The 22,924-nt window shown below is 73.0% G+C and carries 23 protein-coding genes; 11 read left to right on the top strand and 12 right to left on the bottom strand.

Annotated elements, in window-relative coordinates; all coding sequences use genetic code 11:
• Positions 1–10 precede the first annotated feature (10 nt).
• Positions 11–679 (top strand): O-methyltransferase, encoded by a 669-nt coding sequence (locus BMY61_RS01905; protein ID WP_425314656.1) that lies wholly within the window; start codon positions 11–13, stop codon positions 677–679.
• 88 nt (positions 680–767) lie between these two features.
• On the opposite strand, the gene BMY61_RS01900 is transcribed toward BMY61_RS01905, so the two are convergent.
• Positions 768–935, bottom strand: coding sequence for a DUF3117 domain-containing protein (locus tag BMY61_RS01900; RefSeq protein WP_075003713.1), 168 nt, complete (start codon positions 933–935; stop codon positions 768–770).
• Between the two features lie 359 nt (positions 936–1,294).
• Here BMY61_RS01900 and BMY61_RS01895 point away from each other — a divergent pair, with 359 nt between their 5' ends.
• Positions 1,295–2,095: an enoyl-CoA hydratase-related protein gene (locus BMY61_RS01895; RefSeq protein WP_042442307.1), complete on the top strand. Its 801-nt coding sequence runs from the start codon at positions 1,295–1,297 to the stop codon at positions 2,093–2,095.
• A gap of 138 nt (positions 2,096–2,233) precedes the next feature.
• On the opposite strand, the gene BMY61_RS01890 is transcribed toward BMY61_RS01895, so the two are convergent.
• Both BMY61_RS01890 and BMY61_RS01885 read right to left on the bottom strand, forming a co-directional pair.
• Entirely contained in the window at positions 2,234–2,803 is a 570-nt protein-coding gene (locus BMY61_RS01890; protein ID WP_042442305.1) for a DNA-3-methyladenine glycosylase I, read from the bottom strand.
• Positions 2,800–3,312: a DivIVA domain-containing protein gene (locus tag BMY61_RS01885; protein WP_042442303.1), complete on the bottom strand. Its 513-nt coding sequence runs from the start codon at positions 3,310–3,312 to the stop codon at positions 2,800–2,802. The genes BMY61_RS01890 and BMY61_RS01885 overlap by 4 nt, the downstream gene beginning before the upstream one ends.
• Before the next feature lie 87 nt (positions 3,313–3,399).
• On the opposite strand from BMY61_RS01885, the gene folP reads away from it, so the two are divergent.
• Positions 3,400–4,275 (top strand): dihydropteroate synthase, encoded by an 876-nt coding sequence (gene folP, locus BMY61_RS01880; RefSeq protein ID WP_042442301.1) that lies wholly within the window; start codon positions 3,400–3,402, stop codon positions 4,273–4,275.
• A gap of 12 nt (positions 4,276–4,287) precedes the next feature.
• Here folP and BMY61_RS01875 read toward each other — a convergent pair whose 3' ends face one another.
• Together BMY61_RS01875 and dapE are read right to left on the bottom strand one after the other, a co-directional pair.
• Positions 4,288–5,106: an LOG family protein gene (locus BMY61_RS01875; protein ID WP_082014709.1), complete on the bottom strand. Its 819-nt coding sequence runs from the start codon at positions 5,104–5,106 to the stop codon at positions 4,288–4,290.
• Positions 5,107–5,235: 129 nt separating this feature from the next.
• Complete coding sequence (gene dapE, locus BMY61_RS01870) at positions 5,236–6,333, bottom strand: succinyl-diaminopimelate desuccinylase (protein WP_042442505.1); 1,098 nt, start codon at positions 6,331–6,333, stop codon at positions 5,236–5,238.
• A 200-nt stretch (positions 6,334–6,533) separates the two neighbouring features.
• Between dapE and BMY61_RS01865 the strand changes: the two genes are divergently transcribed.
• Together BMY61_RS01865 and BMY61_RS44670 are read left to right on the top strand one after the other, a co-directional pair.
• Positions 6,534–7,535 (top strand): VldE C-terminal domain-containing protein, encoded by a 1,002-nt coding sequence (locus BMY61_RS01865; protein WP_052438293.1) that lies wholly within the window; start codon positions 6,534–6,536, stop codon positions 7,533–7,535.
• A 321-nt stretch (positions 7,536–7,856) separates the two neighbouring features.
• A complete protein-coding gene (locus tag BMY61_RS44670; protein ID WP_052438292.1) occupies positions 7,857–8,603 on the top strand; it encodes a hypothetical protein in 747 nt (248 codons plus the stop codon).
• A gap of 295 nt (positions 8,604–8,898) precedes the next feature.
• Here the strand turns inward: BMY61_RS44670 and dapC are convergent, their stop codons facing one another.
• Positions 8,899–10,041 carry a succinyldiaminopimelate transaminase gene (gene dapC / locus BMY61_RS01855; protein WP_042442299.1) on the bottom strand — a complete coding sequence of 381 codons (1,143 nt, stop codon included), beginning with the start codon at positions 10,039–10,041 and terminating at the stop codon, positions 8,899–8,901.
• 1 nt (position 10,042) lies between these two features.
• Complete coding sequence (gene fdxA / locus BMY61_RS01850; protein WP_042442297.1) at positions 10,043–10,369, bottom strand: ferredoxin; 327 nt, start codon at positions 10,367–10,369, stop codon at positions 10,043–10,045.
• Positions 10,370–10,476: 107 nt separating this feature from the next.
• Between fdxA and BMY61_RS01845 the strand changes: the two genes are divergently transcribed.
• Together BMY61_RS01845 and BMY61_RS01840 are read left to right on the top strand one after the other, a co-directional pair.
• Positions 10,477–11,508 (top strand): GNAT family N-acetyltransferase, encoded by a 1,032-nt coding sequence (locus tag BMY61_RS01845; protein ID WP_075003712.1) that lies wholly within the window; start codon positions 10,477–10,479, stop codon positions 11,506–11,508.
• A 71-nt stretch (positions 11,509–11,579) separates the two neighbouring features.
• The gene (locus tag BMY61_RS01840; RefSeq protein ID WP_042442294.1) at positions 11,580–12,446 is read left to right on the top strand and encodes a transglutaminase family protein; all 867 of its coding nucleotides are present in this window, start codon (positions 11,580–11,582) and stop codon (positions 12,444–12,446) included.
• A gap of 49 nt (positions 12,447–12,495) precedes the next feature.
• Here the strand turns inward: BMY61_RS01840 and BMY61_RS01835 are convergent, their stop codons facing one another.
• From BMY61_RS01835 to BMY61_RS01815, 5 genes are all read right to left on the bottom strand, one after another.
• Positions 12,496–13,101 (bottom strand): response regulator transcription factor, encoded by a 606-nt coding sequence (locus BMY61_RS01835; RefSeq protein ID WP_075003711.1) that lies wholly within the window; start codon positions 13,099–13,101, stop codon positions 12,496–12,498.
• Positions 13,098–14,339 carry a sensor histidine kinase gene (locus tag BMY61_RS01830; protein WP_042442290.1) on the bottom strand — a complete coding sequence of 414 codons (1,242 nt, stop codon included), beginning with the start codon at positions 14,337–14,339 and terminating at the stop codon, positions 13,098–13,100. The genes BMY61_RS01835 and BMY61_RS01830 overlap by 4 nt, the downstream gene beginning before the upstream one ends.
• Positions 14,340–14,366: 27 nt before the next feature.
• Positions 14,367–15,083 (bottom strand): ABC transporter permease, encoded by a 717-nt coding sequence (locus BMY61_RS01825; protein WP_042442288.1) that lies wholly within the window; start codon positions 15,081–15,083, stop codon positions 14,367–14,369.
• Between the two features lie 2 nt (positions 15,084–15,085).
• Positions 15,086–16,069, bottom strand: coding sequence for an ABC transporter ATP-binding protein (locus tag BMY61_RS01820; RefSeq protein WP_082014708.1), 984 nt, complete (start codon positions 16,067–16,069; stop codon positions 15,086–15,088).
• A 105-nt stretch (positions 16,070–16,174) separates the two neighbouring features.
• Positions 16,175–18,352, bottom strand: coding sequence for a S9 family peptidase (locus BMY61_RS01815; protein ID WP_042442286.1), 2,178 nt, complete (start codon positions 18,350–18,352; stop codon positions 16,175–16,177).
• 263 nt (positions 18,353–18,615) lie between these two features.
• Here BMY61_RS01815 and BMY61_RS01810 point away from each other — a divergent pair, with 263 nt between their 5' ends.
• From BMY61_RS01810 to BMY61_RS01790, 4 genes are all read left to right on the top strand, one after another.
• Positions 18,616–18,810: a hypothetical protein gene (locus BMY61_RS01810; RefSeq protein WP_042442284.1), complete on the top strand. Its 195-nt coding sequence runs from the start codon at positions 18,616–18,618 to the stop codon at positions 18,808–18,810.
• A 151-nt stretch (positions 18,811–18,961) separates the two neighbouring features.
• Positions 18,962–19,936 (top strand): N-acetyl-1-D-myo-inositol-2-amino-2-deoxy-alpha-D-glucopyranoside deacetylase, encoded by a 975-nt coding sequence (mshB, locus tag BMY61_RS01805; RefSeq protein ID WP_042442282.1) that lies wholly within the window; start codon positions 18,962–18,964, stop codon positions 19,934–19,936.
• A complete protein-coding gene (locus BMY61_RS01800) occupies positions 19,933–20,460 on the top strand; it encodes a DUF6113 family protein (RefSeq protein WP_052438290.1) in 528 nt (175 codons plus the stop codon). The genes mshB and BMY61_RS01800 overlap by 4 nt, the downstream gene beginning before the upstream one ends.
• A 146-nt stretch (positions 20,461–20,606) precedes the next feature.
• Positions 20,607–22,916, top strand: a complete 2,310-nt coding sequence (locus BMY61_RS01790) for a hypothetical protein (protein WP_042442280.1) — start codon at positions 20,607–20,609, stop codon at positions 22,914–22,916.
• Positions 22,917–22,924 lie beyond the last annotated feature (8 nt).

The following is a 22,924-nucleotide window of genomic DNA, read 5'->3' as shown; positions in this document are numbered from 1 at the left end:
CCACTAACCTGTGGCCAGAAATCGGCACTGGTCAGCACGGATCGGCACACCCATCGGCTCGGCGCGGGAGGAAGGCATCAGCGGCTACGGGCAAGCGGACGCGGCCCTCGCCGACGCCTACGCCGTCGAGGACCAGGTGCTGGTGCGCGCCCGCGAACTGTCACTGCTCTCCTCGGTGCGCCCGGTCTCCCCCGGCAGCGGCGCGGCCCTGCGGCTGCTGGCTGCGGCGGCGGGCGCCCGGGCGGTGGTGGAGATCGGCACCGGCGCGGGCGTGTCGGGGATCTGCCTGCTGCGCGGGATGCGCCCGGACGGCATCCTGACCACCGTCGACATCCAGCCCGGCCTGCAGCGGCAGGCCCGGGAGGCCTACGGGGCGGCAGGCTTCGCCCCCAGCCGCGCCCGGCTGATTCCCGGCCCCGCGCTCGACGTGCTGCCACGGCTCGCCGACGGGCAGTACGACCTCGTCTTCTGCGACGGCGACCCGGCCGAGACCACCGGGTACCTTGCTGAATCGTTGCGCCTGCTGCGACCTGGGGGAACGGTCTGCTTCGAGGGCGCGCTCTCCGGGGTCCGCACGGCCGCGGTCCGCGAACTCATGCGGCAGGTGCGCGAGCACCCGGACCTCATCCCGGCGCTGCTGCCCGTCGGCGACGGACTGCTGGCCGCGGTCCGGCGCTGACGCCCCGCGCCGCACCCTAAAAGGACGAAGGCCCCCGTCCCGGAACGGGACAGGGGCCTTCGACGGAGGATGTGAGCGGGGGTGCGGCTCAGCCGCACACCTTCTTGAGGGCGTCACCGAGCGCCTCGGCCTCGTCGGGCGTCAGCTCGACGACCAGACGTCCGCCGCCCTCAAGCGGAACGCGCATGACGATGCCCCGCCCCTCCTTGGTCACCTCAAGCGGGCCATCGCCCGTCCGCGGCTTCATGGCCGCCATGCTCGTTCCCCTTCCTGCACCTGCTCCACCGGAACCCACGGCCCGTCCACCGCCGGTTTCGAACGCACTGATCGGAGTACCAGTATCCCGCATCCGACCGTCTGATGACCAACATCACGTATCTCGCCAGCCCCAGCGGCCTCCTCCGTGCACGTTCCGACGGACTCGAACACGCTCGCCGACCGCACCTCAGTTCCCCTCCCCCGCCGGGACTGTGCGGGTGCATGAGTCCCCCTCGCCTTCCCGGTCGAACATGGGGGAAAGTGGGCTACGTCACATCTTCCCGTGGGGGCCCGATCCGTCATGCTGACCGGGGTACCAGCCGGTGACACAGCTGGACGAACAGTGAGGAGACGGACGTGGCCGACAGCGTTCTCTACGAGATCGAGAACGGGCTCGCGACCCTGACCATCAACCGCCCCGAGGCGATGAACGCGCTCGACACGGCGACGAAGGTGGCCCTGCGTGACGCCGCGGTGGACGCGGCCGAGAACCCGGCGGTCCGTGCGGTCCTGCTGACCGGGGCCGGGGACCGCGCGTTCTGCGTCGGCCAGGACCTCAAGGAGCACGTCGGCAACCTCGCCGCCGCGCGCGCCGGCGGCGGACCCGCGCTGTCGACGGTCCGTGAGCACTACAACCCGCTGGTCACCGCGATCGCGACGATGCGCAAGCCGGTCGTCGCCGCGGTCAACGGCGTGGCGGCGGGAGCGGGCGCGGCCCTCGCGTGGGCCTGCGACTTCCGCTTCCTCGCCGCGCACGGCGGCTTCAACACGTCCTTCGCCGGCGTCGCGCTCAGCACCGACACGGGGGCGGCGTGGACGCTGCCGCGGCTGGTCGGCCAGGCGAAGGCCGTCGAGCTGCTGATGTTCCCTCAGACAGTGAAGGCCGAGGAGGCGTTGGCCCTCGGTCTCACGCACCGCGTGCTGCCTGGCCCGGAGTTGATGGACGAGGCGGTGGCGTTCGCCCGCAAGCTGGCCGACGGCCCGACGGTCGCCTACGGCGCGATCAAGGCGGCGGTCGCCTTCGGCGCGGGCCACACCCTGGTGGAGACCCTGGCCAAGGAGGAGGAACTCCAGACCCTCGCGGGCGAGTCCGCGGACCACCGCATCGCGGTGGACGCCTTCCTCGCCAAGGAGACACCCCGCTTCACGGGGGCCTGAGGCACACCCTCCGGGTGCACCACCCCTGGGGCGCGGGGAAGCGCGCGACAAGCCACCGAGGGCGGTCGGATCACGAGCGAACGGGCCATCCGTCACCGGGGGTCCTCGCGCGGTTCCCCGCACCCCGGGAGGGTGCGACTACCGGGCGAAGCAGTCCGACAGGTGGTCGTTCACCAGGCCGCAGGCCTGCATCAGGGCGTAGGCGGTCGTCGGGCCGACGAAGCGGAAGCCCTTGCGCTTCAGCTCCTTCGCCAGCGCCGTCGACTCCGGCGTCACCGCGGGCACCGCGGAGAGACTCGTCGGGGCTGCCGGGGCCGGGTCGGGGGCGAAGCCCCAGACGAGGGAGTCCAGGGTGGTGCCGTCGAGCTCCAGCAGGGCGCGGGCGTTGGCGATCGTGGCGAGGACCTTCGCGCGGTTGCGGATGATGCCCTCGTCCGCGAGCAGGCGGGCGACGTCGGAGTCGTCGTAGGCGGCGACCTTCTCCGGGTCGAACCCGTCGAAGGCCCGGCGGAAGCCCTCCCTGCGGCGCAGGATGGTGATCCAGGACAGGCCGGACTGGAACGCCTCCAGGGAGATCCGCTCGTAGAGCGCGACGTCCCCGTGGACGGGCTTGCCCCACTCGGTGTCGTGGTACTCGACGTAGTCGGGGGTCGACAGGCCCCACGGGCAGCGCAGCCGGCCGTCCTCGCCGCGGATCGCCTCGCTCACTGCGGCCCGTCCTCGTCGGCCGCAGTCTCCCCGGCATCGCCGCCGGTCGCGTCCTCGGGCGTCGCCGGATCCGCGGACTCCCCGGACTCCGCGGACTCCGCCGACTCGGCCCACGCCTTCTCGGTCGGCGCGGTCGGCGCGGGCTCCGCCAGGGCAACCTGGGTGGGCTCGTAGGCGACATGCCGCTCCGCGGCGACCGCGCCCGCCGCGCCGGGCGCGGCGAGGGCCGCGGCCAGTGCGCTCTCCAGCTCGTGGACCCGGTGCTCGCGCTCGCTCAGCTCGGCGGCCATGCGGTCGAGGGCGTCGTCGACCTCGTCCATCCGGTAGCCGCGCAGCGACATCGGAAAACGCAGTTCGTCGACATCGGTGCGGGCCAGCGGGCGGTCCTGCGGCAGCCGCGCGGACAGACGGTCGCGCTCGGCCTCCGGCAGGGAGCCGCCCGCGCCGAGCGCGGCCAGCGCGGCCGCGCCGACGACCAGCACCATCAGGACGAGGATCAACCAGAACACAGGCCCACTCCAGGCTGCCGGTGGGGGATCATGGACAAGCCCCAAACGTAACGACAGCCATCATGGCGCACCAGCCCGGGAGGACGCATGGATCGCTCGCCCCTCAAGCTCGGCCGGCGGACCTTCGGTCCGGACGAGCTGCTGATCATGGCGATTGTGAACCGCACGCCGGACTCCTTCTTCGACCAGGGAGCCACCTTCGCCGACGAGCCGGCCTTCGCCGCGGCCGACCTGGCGGTCGCCGAGGGGGCGGCGATCCTCGACATCGGCGGCGTGAAGGCCGGCCCGGGTGACGAGGTCACCGTCGAGGAGGAGCTGCGCCGCACCGTCCCGTTCGTCGCCGCGCTGCGGGAGCGCCACCCGGACGTGGTGATCAGTGTGGACACCTGGCGCCACGAGGTCGGCGAGGCCGTCTGCGCGGTCGGCGCGGACCTGCTCAACGACGCCTGGGGCGGGGTCGACCCGAAGCTCGCCGAGGTCGCCGCCACGCACCGGGTGGGACTGGTCTGTACACACGCCGGAGGCGCCGAACCGCGTACACGGCCGCACCGGATCGAATACGCGGACGTCATGGCGGACATCCTCGAGCGCACCGTCAGCGGCGAGGCGGAGCGGGCACTGGCGCTGGGCGTGCCGCGTGAGTCGATCATCATCGACCCGGGCCACGACTTCGGCAAGAACACCCGCCACTCGCTGGAGGCGACGCGTCGCCTGCCGGAGATGACGGAGACCGGCTGGCCTGTGCTGGTCTCGCTGTCCAACAAGGACTTCGTCGGCGAGACGCTGGACAAGCCCGTCGGCGAGCGGCTGCTCGGCACGCTGGCCACGACCGCGGTCTCGGCCTGGCTGGGCGCCCGGATCTACCGGGTGCACCAGGTGGCCGAGACGCGCCAGGTCCTCGACATGGTCGCTTCCATCCGAGGAACCCGTGCTCCCGCGGTCGCCCGCCGTGGGCTCGCCTGACGAACGGGCGGACTACTCGGGGCTGTGGGCGGGCTGCGCGTGACCGTTCGTGCGGCTCGCCTCGAGGATCTTGACGGCCTCCTCGACGGAGTCGGTGCAGCTGATCAGCTCCAGGTCGCCCGGGGACGCCTTGCCCTCGGCGACCAGCGTGTTCCTCACCCAGTCGAGCAGGCCGGACCAGTAGGCGGTGCCGAAGAGGATCACGGGGAACTTGGTCACCTTGTGCGTCTGCACCAGGGTGAGCGCCTCGAAGAGCTCGTCGAGGGTGCCGAAGCCGCCGGGCAGCACGATGAAGCCCTGGCTGTACTTGACGAACATGGTCTTCCGGACGAAGAAGTACCGGAAGTTCAGGCCGAGGTGGATGTAGTCGTTGAGCCCCTGCTCGAAGGGGAGCTCGATGCCGAGCCCGACCGACGTGCCGCCCGCCTCGAAGGCACCGCGGTTGGCGGACTCCATCGCGCCGGGCCCGCCGCCGGTGATCACCGCATAGCCGGCCTCGGCCAACGCCCGGCCGATCTGCACTCCCGCGCGATACTCCTCCGAGTCGGCCGATGTGCGGGCGGAACCGAAGACGCTGACGGCCGGGCCCACTTCGGCCAGCGCGCCGAATCCCTCGACGAACTCGGACTGGATCCGCATGACCCGCCACGGGTCGGTGTGCAGCCAGTCGGAGGGACCGGCCGAGTCCAGCAGGCGCTGGTCCGTGGTGCTGTTGTCCACCTGCTCGCCGCGCAGCAGCACCGGGCCGCGGTGCTTGACGCGGATCTTGCCGCGCAGGCGCACCTCGTGGCCGTTGCTGTTGCTGGTCTCGTTGCTGCGGTCGTCTGTCATACCTCCGCAGCGTACGACGATCAATCGACGAACGGAGGTATGTCAGAAGGCGGTTTCAGGACCGGTCGGAACTGTGCGGGACCGCGCGGCTCCCGCGCCAGGAGCGCGTCAGGACCGAGTCAGGCCGTGTCAGGACTGGAGCCAGGCCCGCAGGCGCTTCTCGGTCTCCTCGATCGCCGACAGCGAGCAGTGCTCGTCCCGCTTGTGCGCGTAGTTCGGGTCGCCGGGGCCGAAGTTCACGGCCGGGATGCCGAGCGCGGAGAAGCGCGCGACGTCGGTCCAGCCGAACTTGGCCGTCGGGGTGGTCGAGGTGGCCTCGACGAACGCGGCGGCGGCCGGCTGGGACAGCCCCGGCAGCGCACCGGCGGCGAAGTCGGTGACGACGACGTCGAACCCGTCGAAGACCTCGCGCACGTGCGCCTCGGCCTGCTCCGGACTGCGGTTCGGGGCGTAGCGGAAGTTCACCACGACCAGGCACTCGTCCGGGATCACGTTGTTGGCGACGCCGCCCTCGATGCGGACGGCGTTGAGGCCCTCGTGGTACTCCAGGCCGTCGATCACCGGACGCTCCGCCTCGTAGGCGGCCAGGCGCTCGAGGATCGGCGCGGCCTTGTGGATCGCGTTGTCGCCGAGCCAGGCGCGGGCGGAGTGCGCACGCTGGCCGGTGGTGCGGATCTCGGCGCGCAGGGTGCCCTGGCAACCGCCCTCGACCTGCGCGTTGGTGCCCTCCAGCAGCACCGCGAAGTCGGCCGCCAGCCAGTCCGGGTGGTGCTTGGCCAGCCGGCCGAGACCGTTGCGGCGCGCCTCGACCTCCTCGCAGTCGTAGAAGACGAAGGTGATGTCCCGGTTGGGCTCCGGCACCGTCGCCGCGATGCGCAGCTGGACCGCGACGCCCGACTTCATGTCGGACGTGCCGCACCCGTACAGCAGATCGCCCTCCACGTGGGAGGGCAGATTGTCGGCGATCGGCACCGTGTCCAGGTGCCCGGCCAGCACCACGCGCTCGGCGCGGCCCAGGTTGGTGCGGGCGATCACCGCGTTGCCGTCGCGCTCCACGGTCAGGTGCGGCAGCTTGCGCAGCGCCACCTCGACGGCGTCGGCGATCACCTGCTCCGAACCACTCACGGACGGGATGTCGACCAGGCGGGCGGTCAACTGCCCGCCCGTCGTGCTCAGGTCCAGCTCGGGGACGGCGGACTCGGCGGCGGGGGCATCAGGACGGCTCATGAACATCCAGCCTACGTGGGATTCCCTCAGGTCCGCCTCAGCGTCGACCGGAGCGCGGCACGGGTCACAGGTACGCAGGCGAACCGTAGTCCCGGCCGGGCCGTCCCAGTGGGTAGGGTGACCACTCGGCCGGACCTGGCCGAATGTGCCGACCGGAGTGGTGCGCAGCGAGGTGGGCGCTGCCGGAGAGAGGACACCGGGTGAGTCTCAGCGAGATGATGGGCGCGGGCGACGACGTCCCGACGCCGCGACGCCGTCGACGTCGCCTGGCCGCCTGTCTTCCCTTCGTGGTCCTCCTGGTGGCGGCCGTGGTCGTGGTGGCCGTGCTGATCGGCAAGGGGCGCAACCTGCTGCCCGGCCCGATCGCCGAGGGCTGCGAGGCCGACACCCCGGACGGCATCGTCCAGCTCAGCCTGGACCAGATGCAGAACGCCAGCACCATCGCCGCCGTCGCGACCTCCCGCAACCTGCCCGAGCGGGCGGTGACCATCTCCATCGCCACCGCGATGCAGGAGTCCCGGCTGACCAACCTCAGCGGTGGCGACCGCGACTCGATCGGCCTGTTCCAGCAGCGTCCCTCGCAGGGCTGGGGCACCCCGGAGCAGATCGCCGACCCGGTCTACGCGACCAACAAGTTCCTCGACCGGCTGGTGGCCATCCCCGGCTACGCCCAACTGCCGCTGACCGAGGCCGCGCAGGACGTCCAGCACAGCGGCTTCCCCGACGCCTACGCCCAGCACGAGGCGGACGCGACCACGCTGTCCGGCGCGCTGACCGGCCGCGTGCCCTCGGCCCTGAACTGCACGGTCGACGGCGTCGGCACCTCCCCCTCCGGCAACGGCGCCACGACGCTCCAGGCGGAGCTGAGGAAGGACTTCGGCCGGGCCGTCTCCTCCTCCGCACTCGGCTCGGTGGCGAGCTCCGACTCCGCTTCCTCCTCCCCCGGCGCGGCGCCGCAGCAGCGACTGGCGGTGACGGTGCACGGCACCGCGTACCGGACGGAGCGCGGTTGGGCGGTGGCGCAGTGGTCGGTCGCGCACGCCAAGACCCTGCACATCACGGCCGTCGAGTACGCCGGGAAGATGTGGACCAGCGCGGACTCGGGCAAGGGCTGGGTCTCCACGAGCTCCGCGTCGCCGGGCACGGCGAGCGCCCAGGACGCGTCCGACTCCTCCGGCGGACTGCGGATCACCGTCGCCTGACGGCAGGGCCGACGGCAACCTCGGCCACTCCTGGGTGCTCCCTCGGGGGTGAACGAAACCGCCTGGGGTTGACGAATGCGGCCATTCGGGTCGAGACGGCCGAAATTTCTCGCTCCACCTGCGCGAACCCTTGGTGAGTCAGCGAAGAAACCTTTCCCCGCCGACGCCGGGCCCAGTCGACATAGCGGACACAACCGGACAAAAGACTGGTCTGCTTGGCGAACTCTTTACCCAGCGGCACCGCAACCTTCTTGCTCCTGCGGCGGTAATCACCACGTCCGCCCGGCGGACGGGTTCTGTCGTCCCATCTCAAGGAGCACCATGTCTCTCCCCATCTCGCGCCGGATCGTCCAGGCCGCGGTCATTGTCGCCGCCGGTGCGGTCCCGGCGGTCGCGGCGGGCACGGCTATGGCCGCCCCCGCGCTGCCGGCGGTGCCTGACCTGGGTGGGCTCAGCCAGCTCAACTCGGCTCCCGACCTCGGGGGCTCGCTGGAGAGCACCGCGCACCAGACCGGTGAGCTGGCCGGCTCCGGAGTCGGCGAGGCCGCGAGCAACGGCGTGCCGGTCGTCGCCGACGCGGCGGGTCACACGGCCGCGCAGGCGGTCCCGGTCGCCAACCGCTCGATGGGCTCGTCGGTGATGGGGCTGCTCGGCACCGCGTCGCAGGCGGTCGGTGTCGCCCACAACGCCGGTGTGGCCCGCAGCATGCCCGCTTCCGCGGCGGCCAGCGGCACGACGGCCGGCGACACGATGGCTGCGCCCGCGGCTGCGGCCCCGGCCGACGCCCCCGCCGCGGCTCCGGCGGCCGCGCCGCAGCAGGCCCCGTCCAGCCCGCTGAGCGCCCTCCCGCTGAACGGCCTGCCGGCCGTCAACAGCCTCCCGCTGGGCGCCGCGGGCGGCGCCCTGGGCGGCGCGACCCGCAGCGCGGCGATGCCCTCCGAGCGCCTCGGCGGCCTCCCCTCCCTCGGCGGCGCCGGCCAGAACCCGCTCTCCGGCGTCACCGGCGCCGTCCCCGGCCTGAGCGGCCTCCCCCTCGGCGGCCTCCCGGTCAACGGCCTCCCGCTGTAACGCTGCACCGCTCCCTCCCAGGGGCGCGCGGCTCTGCTGACTTGCGGCTCCGCCGCGTGGGCGCGAGCAACCACCCGTGGGGGTACCCCCGGCCGAAGGCCGGGGGAGGATGGCCCTGCTCGCTCGGCGACACGCCGCACACGGTGGCTTGTCGTGCCCACGCGGCGGAGCCGCAAATCGGCAGGGCCTCGCGCCCCTGAGGTGCTGCAACTGACCGCCGCGCGGCCGTGAGGGAGCGAAGCGGAACGTCCGCCCTCGTCCCCCGTGAGGGGCCGAGGGCGGACGTCGTGGTGGGTCAGAGGCGGGCGACCGCCGCGGCGACGCGTTCGTCCGTGGCCGTGAAGGCGACGCGGACGAAGTTCGCGCCGGCCGTGCCGTAGAACTCGCCCGGGGCGACCAGGATGCCCAGCTTGGCCAGGTCCGCGATGGTGTCCCAGCAGGGCTCGTCGCGGGTGGCCCACAGGTAGAGGCTGGCCTCGCTGTGCTCGATGCGGAACCCCGCCGCGGTCAGCGCCGCCCGCAGGGCCTCGCGGCGGGCGGCGTAGCGCTCGCGCTGCTCGGTGACGTGGGCCGTGTCGGCCAGCGCCGCGACCGTCGCCGCCTGGACCGGGGCCGGGACCATGAACCCGCTGTGCTTGCGCAGTTCGAGCAGCTCGCCGAGGATCTCCGAATCGCCCGCGACGAACGCGGAGCGGTAACCCGCGAGGTTCGAGCGCTTCGAGAGCGAGTGCACCGCGAGCAGGCCCGCGACGGAGTCGCCGCAGACGTCCGGGTGCAGGACGGAGACCGGCTCGGCCTCCCAGCCCAGCTCCAGGTAGCACTCGTCGCTCACCACGAGGATCCCGTGCTCGCGGGCCCACGCGACGATCCGGCGCAGCTCGTCGACACCCAGGACCCGACCCGTCGGGTTCGAGGGCGAGTTGAGCCAGAGCAGCCGCAGGCCCTCGGGGTCGAGCTCGGTCGGGTCGTCGTAGACCACGTACTCGGCCCGCGCCAGCCGTGCGCCCACCTCGTAGGTGGGGTAGGCCAGCCGCGGGAAGGCGACGCGGTCACCGGGGCCCACGCCCAGCTGCCACGGCAGCAGGGCGACCAGCTCCTTGGAGCCGACGACCGGCAGGACGTTGCGGTGCGTCATCCCGCGCGCGCCCAGGCGGCCCTCGACCCAGCCGACCAGCGCGTCCTTCAGCTCCGTCGTGCCCCACACGGTGGGGTAGCCGGGGCTGTCGGCGGCCGCGGCCAGCGCGTCCTGGACCAGCTGCGGGACCGGGTCGACGGGGGTGCCGACCGAGAGGTCGACGATGCCGTCCGCGTGCGCGGCGGCGATCGCCTTGTACGGCTCCAGGCGGTCCCACGGAAACGGCGGAAGAAGGGCCGAGACGCGGCGCGCCGCCCCTCCGAGGAGGGACGGCGCGGCGGAGCTGTCGTGCGACGGAGTCAACTCAGTGGTCCTGGTTCTGCGGCGGGAGGGCCGCGATGAACGGGTGGTCCTTCTCGATCACACCGAGCTTGGAGGCACCACCGGGCGAACCGAGGTCGTCGAAGAAGTCGACGTTCGCCTTGTAGTAGTCCTTCCACTCCTCCGGGGTGTCGTCCTCGTAGAAGATGGCCTCGACCGGGCAGACCGGCTCACAGGCGCCGCAGTCGACGCACTCGTCCGGGTGGATGTACAAGGACCGCTGGCCCTCGTAGATACAGTCGACCGGGCACTCTTCGATGCACGCCTTGTCCTTCACGTCGACACAAGGCTGCGCGATGACGTAGGTCACGCTGTCATTCCTCCTAGTAAGGGCCTATCGCGCAAGGGAAGCGCGGCGTCGTCGATGCCCGCCCCTAGTATCGCCGGTCGAGGGCATCGAATGTAACGGAGGTAGGCATGATCACGTCCCGAGCGGGCGCAGTTGACCGGTCAGCATTCCGGCTCACCCCCGCTGACCTGGGACGACGTGTGATGACACGGCGTGTTGTGGGAGTTGTCGACGATCGTCTCCAGTTCGGCGACACGCTGGGTGTGCTCACATCCTGGGATCCGGACACCGACGTGCTGACCGTCGTGAACCGCGCCGGGGAGGCGGTGGAACTGCCCGTGGCGGAGCTGGTGGCGGGCAAGCCGGTGCCGCCGGCGCCGCTGCGCCGCTCGCTGGCCGCGCCGGAACCGCCGACCGCCGCCGAGCTGCAGCGGATCGCCGCCCGGGGCTGGAACGCGCTGGAGCAGGAGGCGCTGGGCGGTTGGGTGCTGCGGGCCTCGTCCGGCTTCACCCGCCGCGGCAACTCGACGCAGACGCTGGGGGATCCGGGGCTGCCCCTGGACGAGGCACTGGACCGGGTACAGGCCTGGTACACGGCGCGCGGGCTGCCCGCCTTCGTCGAACTCACCTCGCCCGGCTCGACGCCCGGACTGGAGGCCGCGTTGGCCACGCGCGGCGCACAGGAGGCCGGGACGTTCGTCCGCACGGCCCCACTGGCGCGCCTGGCCGCGCCCGTCTCCGCGCCTGCGGCGGACGTGCGGCTGGCCCGGGTCGCCGACGAGGCCTGGCTCGCGCGCTACCAGCGGGTCGGCGCGGACGCGGTCAAGACCGCGGCGGCACGGGAGCTGCTGCACAGTGGAGCTTCGGTCTGGTTCGCCTCGGTGTCGCTGCCGGACGTGCCGGACGGTCCGGCCGCGATCGGGCGCTGCGTGGTGGACGGAGCCTGGGCCGGCTTCGCGGCCATCGAGGTGGCGCCGCAGGCGCGTCGCCGCGGTCTCGCGAGCGCCGTCATGGCCACGCTCGCCTCCCGCGCCGCCGAGGAGGGCGCCTGCGGCGCCTACCTGCAGGTCGAGGAGGTCAACACGGCGGCCGGCGCGCTCTACGACCGGTTGGGCTTCGACGTCGCCTACCGCTACGCCTACGCGCGACTCGCCGACTGACAGGCGGCGCGGGCAGCCAGGTCGCGCCTGAGGCAGGTTCAGGTGGCGCTCCGCGCATAGAATCCTCGCCCGTGAGCGAGGAGAGCAGAGCGCGGTTCGCCGCCGAGGCGCGCGAGGAACGGCCGGACCTCGCGATGCTCTGCCTGCTCATGGGCTTCGAGGTGGATCTGGAGGCCGAGAACGGGGGCATCGACGAGGCTCTCGCCCCCGCGCTGGGCGCCCTGGAGCGTCTGGCTTCGGTGGTGCGCGCGGCCCTGCGGGAGTCGCCGCCGGGCGGCCGAGGGGCGGAGCGGTCCGCTTCGGAGACGGCCGCGGTACTGGCGGGCGCGCTGGCCGGCTCCGCGGATCTGCGCGGCGGCCCCGGCGTCTACCAGCGGCTGGAGTCCTCGCTGCTGCACCAGGTGCTTCGCCGCGGACGCGGACTGCCGATCACCGTCTCCACGGTCTGGATCGCGGTCGGCCGGATGGTGGGCCTGCCCGTGTACGGAGTCGCCCTGCCGGGCCACTTCGTGGTCGGGGTCGGCGACCCCGAGGGCGAGTTCGTCCTCGTCGACGCCTTCCGCGGCGGGCAGATCCTCTCCGCTGCGGACGCCGCGGCGCTCGTCGCCGAGGCGGGTTACCGCCTCACCCCGGACCTGTTGCGTCCCGCGGAGCCGCAGGACGTCGTCCTGCGGACGCTGGCCAACATCCGCAACTGGGCCTCGGCGAGGCCCGAGCACGCACGCACCCAGCTCTGGGCGACGGAGCTGTCGCTCCTCCTGCCCCGCCACCCGGCGCAGTTGCGCCTCGAACGGGCGGAGCTGCTGGTGAGGACGGGTCACTTCCTGCAGGGCGCGGCGCAGATGGAGGAGTACGCGACCATCCTCGACGCCTTCGACCCGGAATCGGCGAAGCGCGTCCGCGCGGAGGCGAAGGCGGCCAGGTTCCGACTGAACTGACTCCGTCCAGTGGCGGCCACCTCAGGGGCGGGCGAACTGGACGAAGGGCTTACAGCCAGCCCTTCTCCATGGCGATGCGCACCGCCTCGGTGCGGTTGCGGGCGCCTGTCTTCTGGATCGCCGCGGAGAGGTAGTTGCGGACGGTGCCCTCGGAGAGGTGGAGACGCTTGCCGATGTCGGTGTTGGCGCTGCCGTCCGCCGCCGCTGCCAGGACGTCGCGCTCGCGCGACGTGAGCGGGTTCGCGCCCTCCGCGAGGGCCGCCGCGGCCAGGGTGGGGTCGATGACGCGTTCGCCACGCAGCACGCGGCGGACGGCCTCGGCGAGTTGGGAGGCGGGGGCGTCCTTGACCAGGAAGGCGTCGGCGCCGGACTCCATCGCGCGGCGCAGGTAACCGGGGCGGCCGAAGGTGGTCAGCACCACGATCTTGGTGCCCGGGCGAGCCTTCCGCAGCAGTCCTGCCGCCTCGATGCCGGTCAGGCCCGGCATCTCGATGTCCAGCAGGGCGACCTCGACCTCGTGCGCCTGGGCCGCGGCCACCACCTCGTCGCCGCGGGCGACCTGTGCCACGACGTCGATGTCCCCCTCCAGGCCCAGCAAGGCGGCCAGCGCCTCGCGGACCATGGCCTGATCCTCGGCCAGCAGAACTCTGATCACTCCTGCACGGTACCGGCCGCAGGCTGTTGCACGGGAGTCTGCACGGCGCGCAGGGGCACCGTCGCGCGCAGCACGAAGCCGTGCTTGCCGGAGTCGGGCCCCGCGTCGAGGGAGCCGTCGGCGAGGGCCAGACGTTCGGACAGGCCGGTCAGGCCGTTGCCGGGAACGCCGTGGCGGGCCTGCTTGCCGCCGCCGGTGCCGTTGTCGGCGATCTCCAGCGTCAGCACCCGGCCGAGGCGGCCGTCGGGCGCATGGTCCTCGATCAGGCGGATCCGGCACTGGGTGGCGCCGCTGTGGCGGACCACGTTGGTGATCCCCTCGCGCAGCGCCCAACCGAGCGCGCCCTCCTCCTCCGCGCCGAGGCCCGGGCGCGGGTCGGCGAGCGAGAGCGGCGCGTCGATGGCGATGTCCGCCGCGCTGAGCGCGGTGCGCGCGGCGGCCAACTCGACGGCGAGCTTGGGGCGGCGGTAGCCGCCGATCGCCTCCCGGACGTCCACCAGCGCCTGCCGGGAGACCTTCTCGATGTCGTCGACCTGGGACCGCGCCTCCTCGTAACGCTCCTGGTCCATGAAACGGGCTGTGAGCTCGGTTTTCAGCGTGATCAGTGAGAGCGAGTGGCCGAGCAGGTCGTGAAGGTCGCGGGCGAGGCGCAGCCGTTCGTCGGAGGCGGCGAGTGCGGCCACCGCCTGCCTGGCCTCACGCAGTTCGGCCATCGTGCGGACCAACTGCTGCAGGCCCGTCATGGCGAACCCGCCGAGGAGACCGCCGAGGGCCATCCCGGCCAGTCCGGTGTGGTCGATGTCGCTCGCCAGGCCCAGGCCGACCTGGGTCGCGACCACCACGACCACACCCACCGACGCGATCCGCTGCGGCAGCACGATGCCGGTCGCGACCGCTGTGTACGTGAACAGGGCCAGCCAGTTGGCGTCCAACACCACGGAGGTGGCGATCGAGGCGAGGTACATCGCCGCGAGCGCGACGCCCTGCCGGCGGTCCCACGTGTTCGCCGTTCCGGAGACCTGGCGCCGGATGATCAGCGAGACGTAGCAGCCGAGGAAGACGGCGAGCATGATCCAGCCGAAGACGGTCTTCGGGACGTTGTGCCGCCCGAAGAGGTCGGAGATCGGATAGGCCAGGTAGACCATCCACACCAGCATCCAGCACAGCTTCACGAGCAGCTGCCGACTGTTCTCCGGCGGAACCCCGACCCGCGGCGTGTGCGCGCGCCTCTCGCTCATCTTCCTCATCCCCGTGATCCCGTGACGTCAGACGGTCTTGCGGTCGCGCTGGTAGAGCCAGGCCGCGAGGGCCGCGAAGACGGCCAGGTAGGCGGCGAGCCCGGCGATCTGCGAGACACCCACCGAGACGCCGTTGACCGGGTACTTGGCCAGCTCGTTGTAGAGGTAGACCGGAGTGTACTGACCGACCGTCTTCAGCCCGCCGGACAGCGGGAACCAGGAGCCGCCGAGGAACGCCATGCCCATGTAGCTGACCATGGTGATCGGCTGGACGGTGTCCGGCGCGGCGGCGTAGCCGAGGGCGACGCCCGCCGCGGCGAAGACGAAGCCGCCCGCCCAGACCGCGAGGCCCATGCCGAGCCAGGTGGAGATCGGGAAGTGCACGCCACCGAAGGCGCCCATCGCGAAGACCACGACGACCGCCGGGAGGGTGACCACACCGGCGGCGACGACCTTGGAGAGCACGTAGGCCCAGCCGGGCAGCGCGGTCAGCCGCAGCTGGCGGGTCCACCCGCTCTTGCGCTCCAGGGAGATCCGCATGGCGGTGTTGAGGGCCGCGCCGACGGTGCCGAAGGTCGCCATCGAGACCATGTAGTAGGTCTTGTACGGGATCCCGTTGAAGGTCTGGTCCTTGAACGACGAGGAGTAGAAGAAGTACATCATCGCCGGGAAGACGACGGTGAAGAACAGGTAGCGGCGGTTGCGCAGGACCCGCAGGACCTCGAGCTTGATGAGCTGTCCCATGGTCAGTTCGCCTCCGTGCCGGCAGCTTCCGCGGTGATCGTGATGAAGGCCTGCTCCAGGCCGACCCCGGTGACCTCCAGGCCACGGGGGTAGAGGCCGGCCCGGTAGACGGCGGCCATGGTGGCGTCGGCGTCCGACGTCGAGATCCGGACCGTCGAACCGCTGACGTCCAGGGCGGTGATGCCGGGGAGGGCGCTCAGCAGGCTCGCGTCGCCGCCGTCGCCGGGGTGCAGGTCGAAGGAGATGCGGCGCTGCCCGGCGCGGGCCTTGATCTCGGCCGCGGTGCCGTCGGCGATCAGGCGGCCCTTGTGCATCACCAGGACGCGGTCGGCGATCGCGTCCGCCTCCTCCAGGTAGTGGGTGGCGAACAGGATCGTGCGGCCGGCGTCGGCCTGGGCCTTCATCACCGACCAGAAGGCCTGGCGGGCGGTGACGTCCATGCCGGTGGTCGGCTCGTCGAGGACGATGAGGTCGCTGTCGCCGGCCGTGGCGAGGGCGAAGCGTACCCGCTGCTCCTGGCCGCCGGAGAGCTTGTCGACCTTGCGATCGGCCAGGTCGAGGATCTGGGCGGTCGTCAGGACGTCGTCGACGGCGTAACCGCGCGGGTGCACCTTGCAGGCGAAGGTGACCAGCTCGCGCACGGTCACCTCGGGCAGCAGGCCGCCGCTCTGCAGCATCACGCCGACCCTGCCGTCCATGATCGCCTGACGCGGGGAGCCGCCGAACAGGCTCACCTCGCCGGCGCTCGGATCCTTCAGGCCGAGCAGCATGTCGATGCTGGTGGACTTGCCGGCGCCGTTGGGGCCGAGGAACGCGACCGTCTCACCCGGGTGCAGGGTGAAGGAGCTGCCGTTGACCGCCTTGACGGAGCCGAACGCCTTGCTGACGTTGCGGAACGCCGCGACCTCGGTGGGGCGGTCGTTCGCTCCGCGGGTCGCGGAACCCTTCCGGTCCGTCCCCCTGATTGCTTCGGTGGAAGTCGTCATGCAAGAAGAATCCCAGGTCACTGAGGCGCGGCAGCAGTGCCGCGCCTCCATGACCAGGCGTGACAGATGTCACGGCTGCGACCGTGACACCGGCGGCGGTGACGCTCAGGCCGAGGGCAGCGACCTGCGCAGGAAGTCGACCTGCAGGAGCAGCAGGTTCTCGGCGACCTCCTCCTGCGGCGTCATGTGGGTGACCCCGGAGAGCGGCAGCACCTCGTGCGGGCGGCCGGTCGCGAGCAGCGCCGAGGAGAGCCGCAGGCTGTGGGCGACGACGACGTTGTCGTCGGCGAGGCCGTGGATGATCTGCAGCGGCCTGCGCAGCCGGGGGGCGTCGGCCAGCAGCGAGTGCGCCGCGTAGACCTCGGGCTCCTCGGCCGGGTGGCCGAGGTAGCGCTCGGTGTAGTGGGTGTCGTAGAGCTCCATGTCGGTGACCGGGGCGCCGGCGACGGCGGCGTGGAAGACGTCGGGGCGGCGCAGGACGGCGAGCGCGGAGAGGTAGCCGCCGTAGGACCAGCCGCGGATGCCGACCCGGCGGAGGTCGAGGGGGAAGTCCTCGGCGAGCGCCCGGAGGGCCTCGACCTGGTCGTCGAGGGTGACCCCGGCCATGTCCCGCATGATCGCCTTCTCCCAGGCGGGGCTGCGGCCGGGAGTGCCGCGGCCGTCGGCGACGACGACGGCAAAGCCCTGGTCGGCGAACCACTGCGCGGACAGGAAGATGTTCTGCGCCGCCACCACCTGCTGGCCGTGCGGGCCGCCGTAGGGCGCCATCAGCACCGGGAGCAGGCCGTCGCGGTCCCGGTCGTAGCCGGTGGGCAGCAGCACGGCCGCCGGGATACGACGCTTGCCGGCCAGGGCGAGCACCGGACGGGCGGTGAGCACGGGCGTCTCGGCGTGGGAGGCGATCCGCGCGACCTGCGCCGTGCTCCCGTCCTCGGTGCGCAGCACCCGCACGAGCGCGCCGGGGCGGTCGAGCGCCGCCGAGCTGAGCACCGTGACCGGTCCCCCGCGGACGGCGGAGTGGTAGCCGGGCGCGTCGCTCACCCTGTGAACGGTGCTCCGGCCCGGACGCGTGTCGGCTCGGTACACATGCACCTCGCCGATCTCCGCCGCCGGTGCGCCCTCCCCGGCCGAGGCTGTGAACACCACGTCCTCCGCGGTGACGTCGAGGACGGTCCGCACGTGCAGGGAACGGTCGGTGAGCACCCGGTCGCCGACGACGAGGACGCGCGCGTCGGCCTCGCGGTCGTCGGCCACCCGGACCAGGCGGCCGTCCGGCGTCCACACCGGGGCCCCGGGGAAGAGCTCGACCCAGTCCGGGTCGCTCTCCTCGTGCACGGGGCTGGTCGCGCCCGTCACCGGGTCGACGGCGAGGACCGTCTGACGGCGCTGGTCGCGCGTCTGGACCAGGAGCAGCGGCGGGCCGCCGGCCGACCAGTGGACGCGGGCCAGGTACGGATAGGCGGCGCGGTCCCAGGCGACGTCGACCCGGCCGCCGTCGAGGTCGAGGAGGGAGAGGCCCACCTCGGCGTTGGGCGTGCCCGCCTGCGGGTAGGCGATCTCCAGCGGGGCCTGCTCGGGGTTGGCCGGGTCGGCGATCCACCAGCGCTGGACCGGGCGGTTGTCGACCCGGGCGGCGAGCAGCCGGTCGCCCAGCGGCGCCCACCAGTAGCCGCGGCTGCGGTCCATCTCCTCCTGGGCGATGAACTCGGCCTGGCCCCAGGTGACCTCGGGGTCGCTCTCGTGGGCCAGCGCGCGGTCGCCGCTGCCGTCGGCGGCGATGACCCGGAGCGCGCCGTCGGTGGTCGCGTAGGCGACGTGGCGGCCGTCGGGGGCAGGGCGGGGGTCGAGCACGGTGCCCTGGGCGGGCAGCTCGACGGCGCCGGCGCCGGGCGCTCCCGGCGCGCCCGCCGCGACGGCCAGCGGAGCGGTGAACAGCCGGCCGGAGAGGCTGAAGGCGGCCGTCGTCACGGCGGCGTCGGTCGCGAAGGCGATCACTCCCGCGGAGCCCTCCCGGGCGCGCTCACGGCGGGCCCGCTCCTCGGCGGACAGGTGCTCCTCGCCGCCGCCCAGCAGGGCGACCGGATCGGCCGCCACTCGCTCGAACGGAGCAGCTTCGTTCGAAAGGTCGAGCACGAACAGCAGGTTCGCCCGTTCGGTCCCGCCGCGACTGCGGAGGAAGGCCACCCTTCGGCCGTCCGGGGACACCGCGAAGGACCTCGGGGCGCCGAGTGAGAAGCGCTGGGTGCGCGAGAACTGACGGGGAAACGTGATCTCCTGGGCCATGGTCCGACCCTAGCGGCGCACCCCCGCACGGACGGCCCGTCGCGGCAAACGCCCGCCACCCCTTCCTCCCCCGTTCGGCCGCCGCGCGCCGCCATGCGCACCCGCGCGGGCGCCCACCACGTGCGCCGGGCCGTGCATCGGAGCGACGGGCTATGCATGATGACGGAAAGTGATCCTCCCATCACCCCACGGGTAACACCTGTGTACGCCCGTCCTGCTGGGCGGCAGTCCCCGCCGCCCAAATCCGAGAGGTGTGAGACGCGATGGTTCTGCCCATTTCCGCAGCGGTGCTGATGATGATCATCGTGGGAATCCTGATCAAGCGCTCCGGCCTCAAGGCCTGGCACGCCTTCGCCTGCACGCTGCTCGGCTTCTACCTGGCGTCCAGCTCGATCGCCCCGTCGATCAAGACGGTGACCACGAGCGTCGCCGGAATGCTGACCGGCATCAAGCTCTGACCTGCTCCCGCCCCGCAGACCGTTGGGGCTGTCAGTGGGGTGCTGTCGGCACGACCGCAGGGCCTGCCCTGCGGCTCGGGCCGGATCAGCCCGCGGTGTCCGGCGCCGCGGGCCCGGCCTGAGCCACAAGACAGGCCCTAGGCTGAGCGCCATGACGGATTCTCTCCGGGCGGTCCGCGCCGACCAGCGCCTGCTCCTCGTCCACGCCCACCCCGACGACGAGTCGATCGGCAACGGCGCGACGATGGCCCGCTATGCCGCCGAGGGCGCAGGCGTCACTCTGGTCACCTGCACCCTGGGCGAGGAGGGCGAGGTCATCGGCGACGACCACGCCCACCGCGTCGCCCTCCGCGAGGACTCCCTCGGCACGCACCGCATCACCGAGCTGGCCGCGGCCATGGCCGAGTTGGGCGTCACCGACCACCGCTTCCTGGGCGGCCCCGGACGCTGGCGCGACTCCGGGATGATGGGCGTCGCCAGCAACGTCCGCGCCGACGCCTTCTGGCAGGCCGACCTCGACGAGGCCGCGGCCGAGCTGGTCTCGGTGGTCCGCGAGGTCCGTCCGCAGGTCCTGGTCACCTACGACCCGAACGGCGGCTACGGCCACCCCGACCACATCCAGGCACACCGGGTGGCCATGCGCGGGGCGGAGCTGGCCGCCGACGCCGCCTTCCGGCCCGAGCTCGGTCCCGCCCACGCGATCGCCAAGGTCTACTGGAACGCCATGCCCCGCTCCGTCGTGGAGGCCGGGTTCGCGGCGCTGCGGGCCGCAGGCAAGGAGTCCCCCTTCCCCGGCATCGCCGCGGCCGACGACGTGCCCGGCGTCGTGGACGACGCCGAGGTGACGGCGGCGGTCGACGGCACCCCCTACGCCGAGGCCAAGTCCGCGGCAATGCGGGCGCACGCCACCCAGATCGCCGTCGAAGGCCCCTTCTTCGCCCTCTCCAACGACCTCGGCCAGCCGCTGCCCTCGGTGGAGTACTACCGGCTGGTCCGCGGCGAGCCCGGCCCGGTCGACCAGGCGACCGGGTGGGAGGACGACCTCTTCGCCGGTGTCGCGAGTGGCCCGGACGGGCCGGACAACGCGGGCAGCGACACCGACGCCCGGGCCGGAGCGGACGCATGAGCGGCGGTCAGCCGCCGGGACGCGGCCGCGCGGGCGGTGCCGGCGGCGCTGCGGGCGGCGGCGCCCGGGTTCCGGCACCGCGCAACGGCTCGCCCCAGCCTCCGGTCCGGTCCTACCCGATGAGCCGCCCGGCCCGGATGACGACGTATGTACTGCTCGCCGTGCTCGGAGCGGCCGTCGGACTCTCCGGCGCCCTGATCGTGGACCTGTGGAGCGGCGGCGGGCTGGCCATCGGCGCCGCCGGGATCCTCGCGCTCAGCTACGGCGGCAGCATGGTGACGGGCACCCGGACGGGAGCCCTGGTGCCGACGGCGGCCTGGCTCGCCGTCCTGCTCGCCGCCAGCATCAGCACCCCGAAGGGGGACCTGATCTGGGGCGGCAGCGCGACCAGCGTCGCCCTGCTCTTCCTCGGCATGCTGGGCTCCGTGCTCGCACTGGCCAGACCCTCCCTCTCGCCCTACCACCCGGGGCCGTCACAATCTGTTCTGCCTCCGGCCGGTCCGCACCGCGACGCCTCCCAGTAAGGTGGTGCCCGCAACGCTGGAGACCGCGGTTCCACACACCGCAACCGCAACCCCACGGGACGCGGGGAACAACGATCCACAACCGCACCCCGCCACCGCGTGGGACGCGAACCGGAGCAGCAGTGAGTCGAGAATCCGACAACCCGATGTCGCCTCGTCAGGGCGGCGACTCCTACCCGTCGGGCACGCCCCCGTACGGCGTGCCCGGAGACGCGTCGTTCTCCCGCGCGGGGCAGCCGCCACAGGCCGGCCGACCGAACCCGGGAGGCTCCTCCGACCGCGATGAGCCGCGGACGGAGACCACGCTCACCACGCGCATCAAGATCAACATCCCCGGCTCGCGGCCGATCCCCGAGGTCGTCGTCCGCAGCCCGCTGACCGAGGAGACCGGCGAGCAGTCCTCGCCGCGGCGCCGCCGCGCCGACACCTCGGGCTCGCCCGTGCTCGGCGTCATGGACTCCGGCGCGCGCACCGCCACTCCCCCGGACCTGCCGCCGGAGTGGCTCACCCCGGAGGCACCGGCCACGGCGGACCCCGCAGCGCCGGCGGCCGGCCCGTCGAGCGAGTGGTTCGCGCCGCGCAAGAAGTCCGCGCCCGAACCCGCGCCGGCCCCCGCCCCCGCCCAGCCGCTCTTCCAGGACCAGCAGGCGACGCCGCCCGCCGCACCGGGCTACCAGACGCCCGCCCAGCCGGCGCCCGGTCGACAGCAGACTCCCGGCCAGGCGCCGAGCGGCTACGACCTGCCCTACGGCAGCGGCCGTGACGCCATGCCCGACGGTTTCTCCCAGCCCTGGGCGACTCCGTCCCCGCAGACGACGCCCCCGCAGGGCACGCCCCAGTCGCCCCTCGACCCGACGCAGGGTCAGCAGGCCCGCCCGCAGCAGACACTGCCGCCGCGCCCGGTGCCCGGCAGTCGCGGCACCCGGGCGCCGGGTGCGCCCGACGTGCCCGGCTCACCCGCCGAGGCCCTGGCCGGCGGTCAGCCGACCCTGCAGTTCCGCGGGCCCGCCGACCAGCTGACGAACCCGCAGGCGGGATACACCCCGCCCCCCGGCTTCCCCCAGCCCGGCGTCGGCCGGCCCGGTGCGGGTCGTCCCGACTTCACGCAGCCGGGCATCCCCCAGGCCGCGGGCAGCACGACGACCATGCCCGGTCTGGGCTCCATGCCTCCGGGCGCCGGACCGACCATAGCCACCCCGGGTGGCTACCCCGGCGGGCCCGGCCCCACCGAGCAGCCGGGTGCGCAGCCCGGCGGCAACCGCCGCACCGGCAAGGGCGCCCAGCAGGGCGGCAAGGCCCAGCAGGGCGCCAAGGCCGCGGGCAAGGCGGGTGCGAAGGGCGCGGCGGGCCAGAACTCGATGGGCCAGGGCTCGACGGGCCAGACCGCGACCATGCCCGTGCCGCGGCACCAGCCCATCGCCGACGGCTTCGCCGGCGGAACCGGCGGTGCCGGTGCCGAACCGCGGCCCGAGCCCGTCGGCGGCGGGCCGGGCACCGGTGCCTCGACCGCGCCCGCCTCGGGCGGCAAGCGCGGCGGCGGCAAGGGCCGCAAGCTGGCGGGCTACGCCGTCGGCGTGGTGATCCTGGCCGGTGCGGGCGCCTACGGTGCCGGGCTGATGCTCAACCAGGCCGACATCCCCAAGGGCACCACGGTGCTCGGGTACTCGATCGGCGGCGACACCCGCGACGAGGCGGTCACCACGCTGACCCGTACCCTCGGCTCGATCTCCGGCCACCCGCTGTCGGTCTCCATCGGCGGCAGGACGGCCACGCTGAACCCCTCGGTGGCCGGACTGTCCATCGACACCGGTGCCACCGTCGACAGCGTCGCGCACCACGACTACAACCCGGTCACCGTGATCGAGTCGCTGTTCGGCCACGGCAAGGCCGTGGCGCCGGTCGTGGTGATCGACGAGGACAAACTGCGGTCCGCGCTCCAGCAGCTGGCCTCGGGCGGCAGCGCCTCCGCCGCCGAGGTCCGGTTCACGGCCACCGGCAAGGTCGAGGTGACGCTGCCGAAGGCGGGCAGCAGCCTGGACGTGAACGCGGCGGTCCCGCTCGTGGAGCAGGCCTACCGGACGCGGGCCAACGGCGGCCCGGACACGGTGGTGGCCCTCACGGTCACCACGACGGCCCCCAAGGCGGACGCGACGGCGGTCAACGAAGCGGCCCGCACGCTGGGCGCCTGGGCGATGAAGCAGAAGTTCTACGTCGACGCCGGCGGCCACCCGGTGCCCTTCGGCAAGGTCACCTTCAGCCAGTCCCTGACCCTGCGCCCGGACGCCTCCGGGGCGTTCGTCCCGGTCTTCAACCTGGCCAAGCTCAAGGCCGCCTACGGGCCGGCCTTCGACGGCGTCCACACCAAGGACGGCAAGCCGGTCACGGTCCAGGACGTCGCGGCCGCCCTGGTCTCGCTGCTCGGCAAGCCGGACGGCGCCACCACCGCCACCATCTGAGACCACTC

The sequence above is a fragment of the Streptacidiphilus jiangxiensis genome, assembly GCF_900109465.1.
Lineage (GTDB): Bacteria > Actinomycetota > Actinomycetes > Streptomycetales > Streptomycetaceae > Streptacidiphilus > Streptacidiphilus jiangxiensis.
This window is presented reverse-complemented; position numbering and strand designations above follow the sequence as displayed.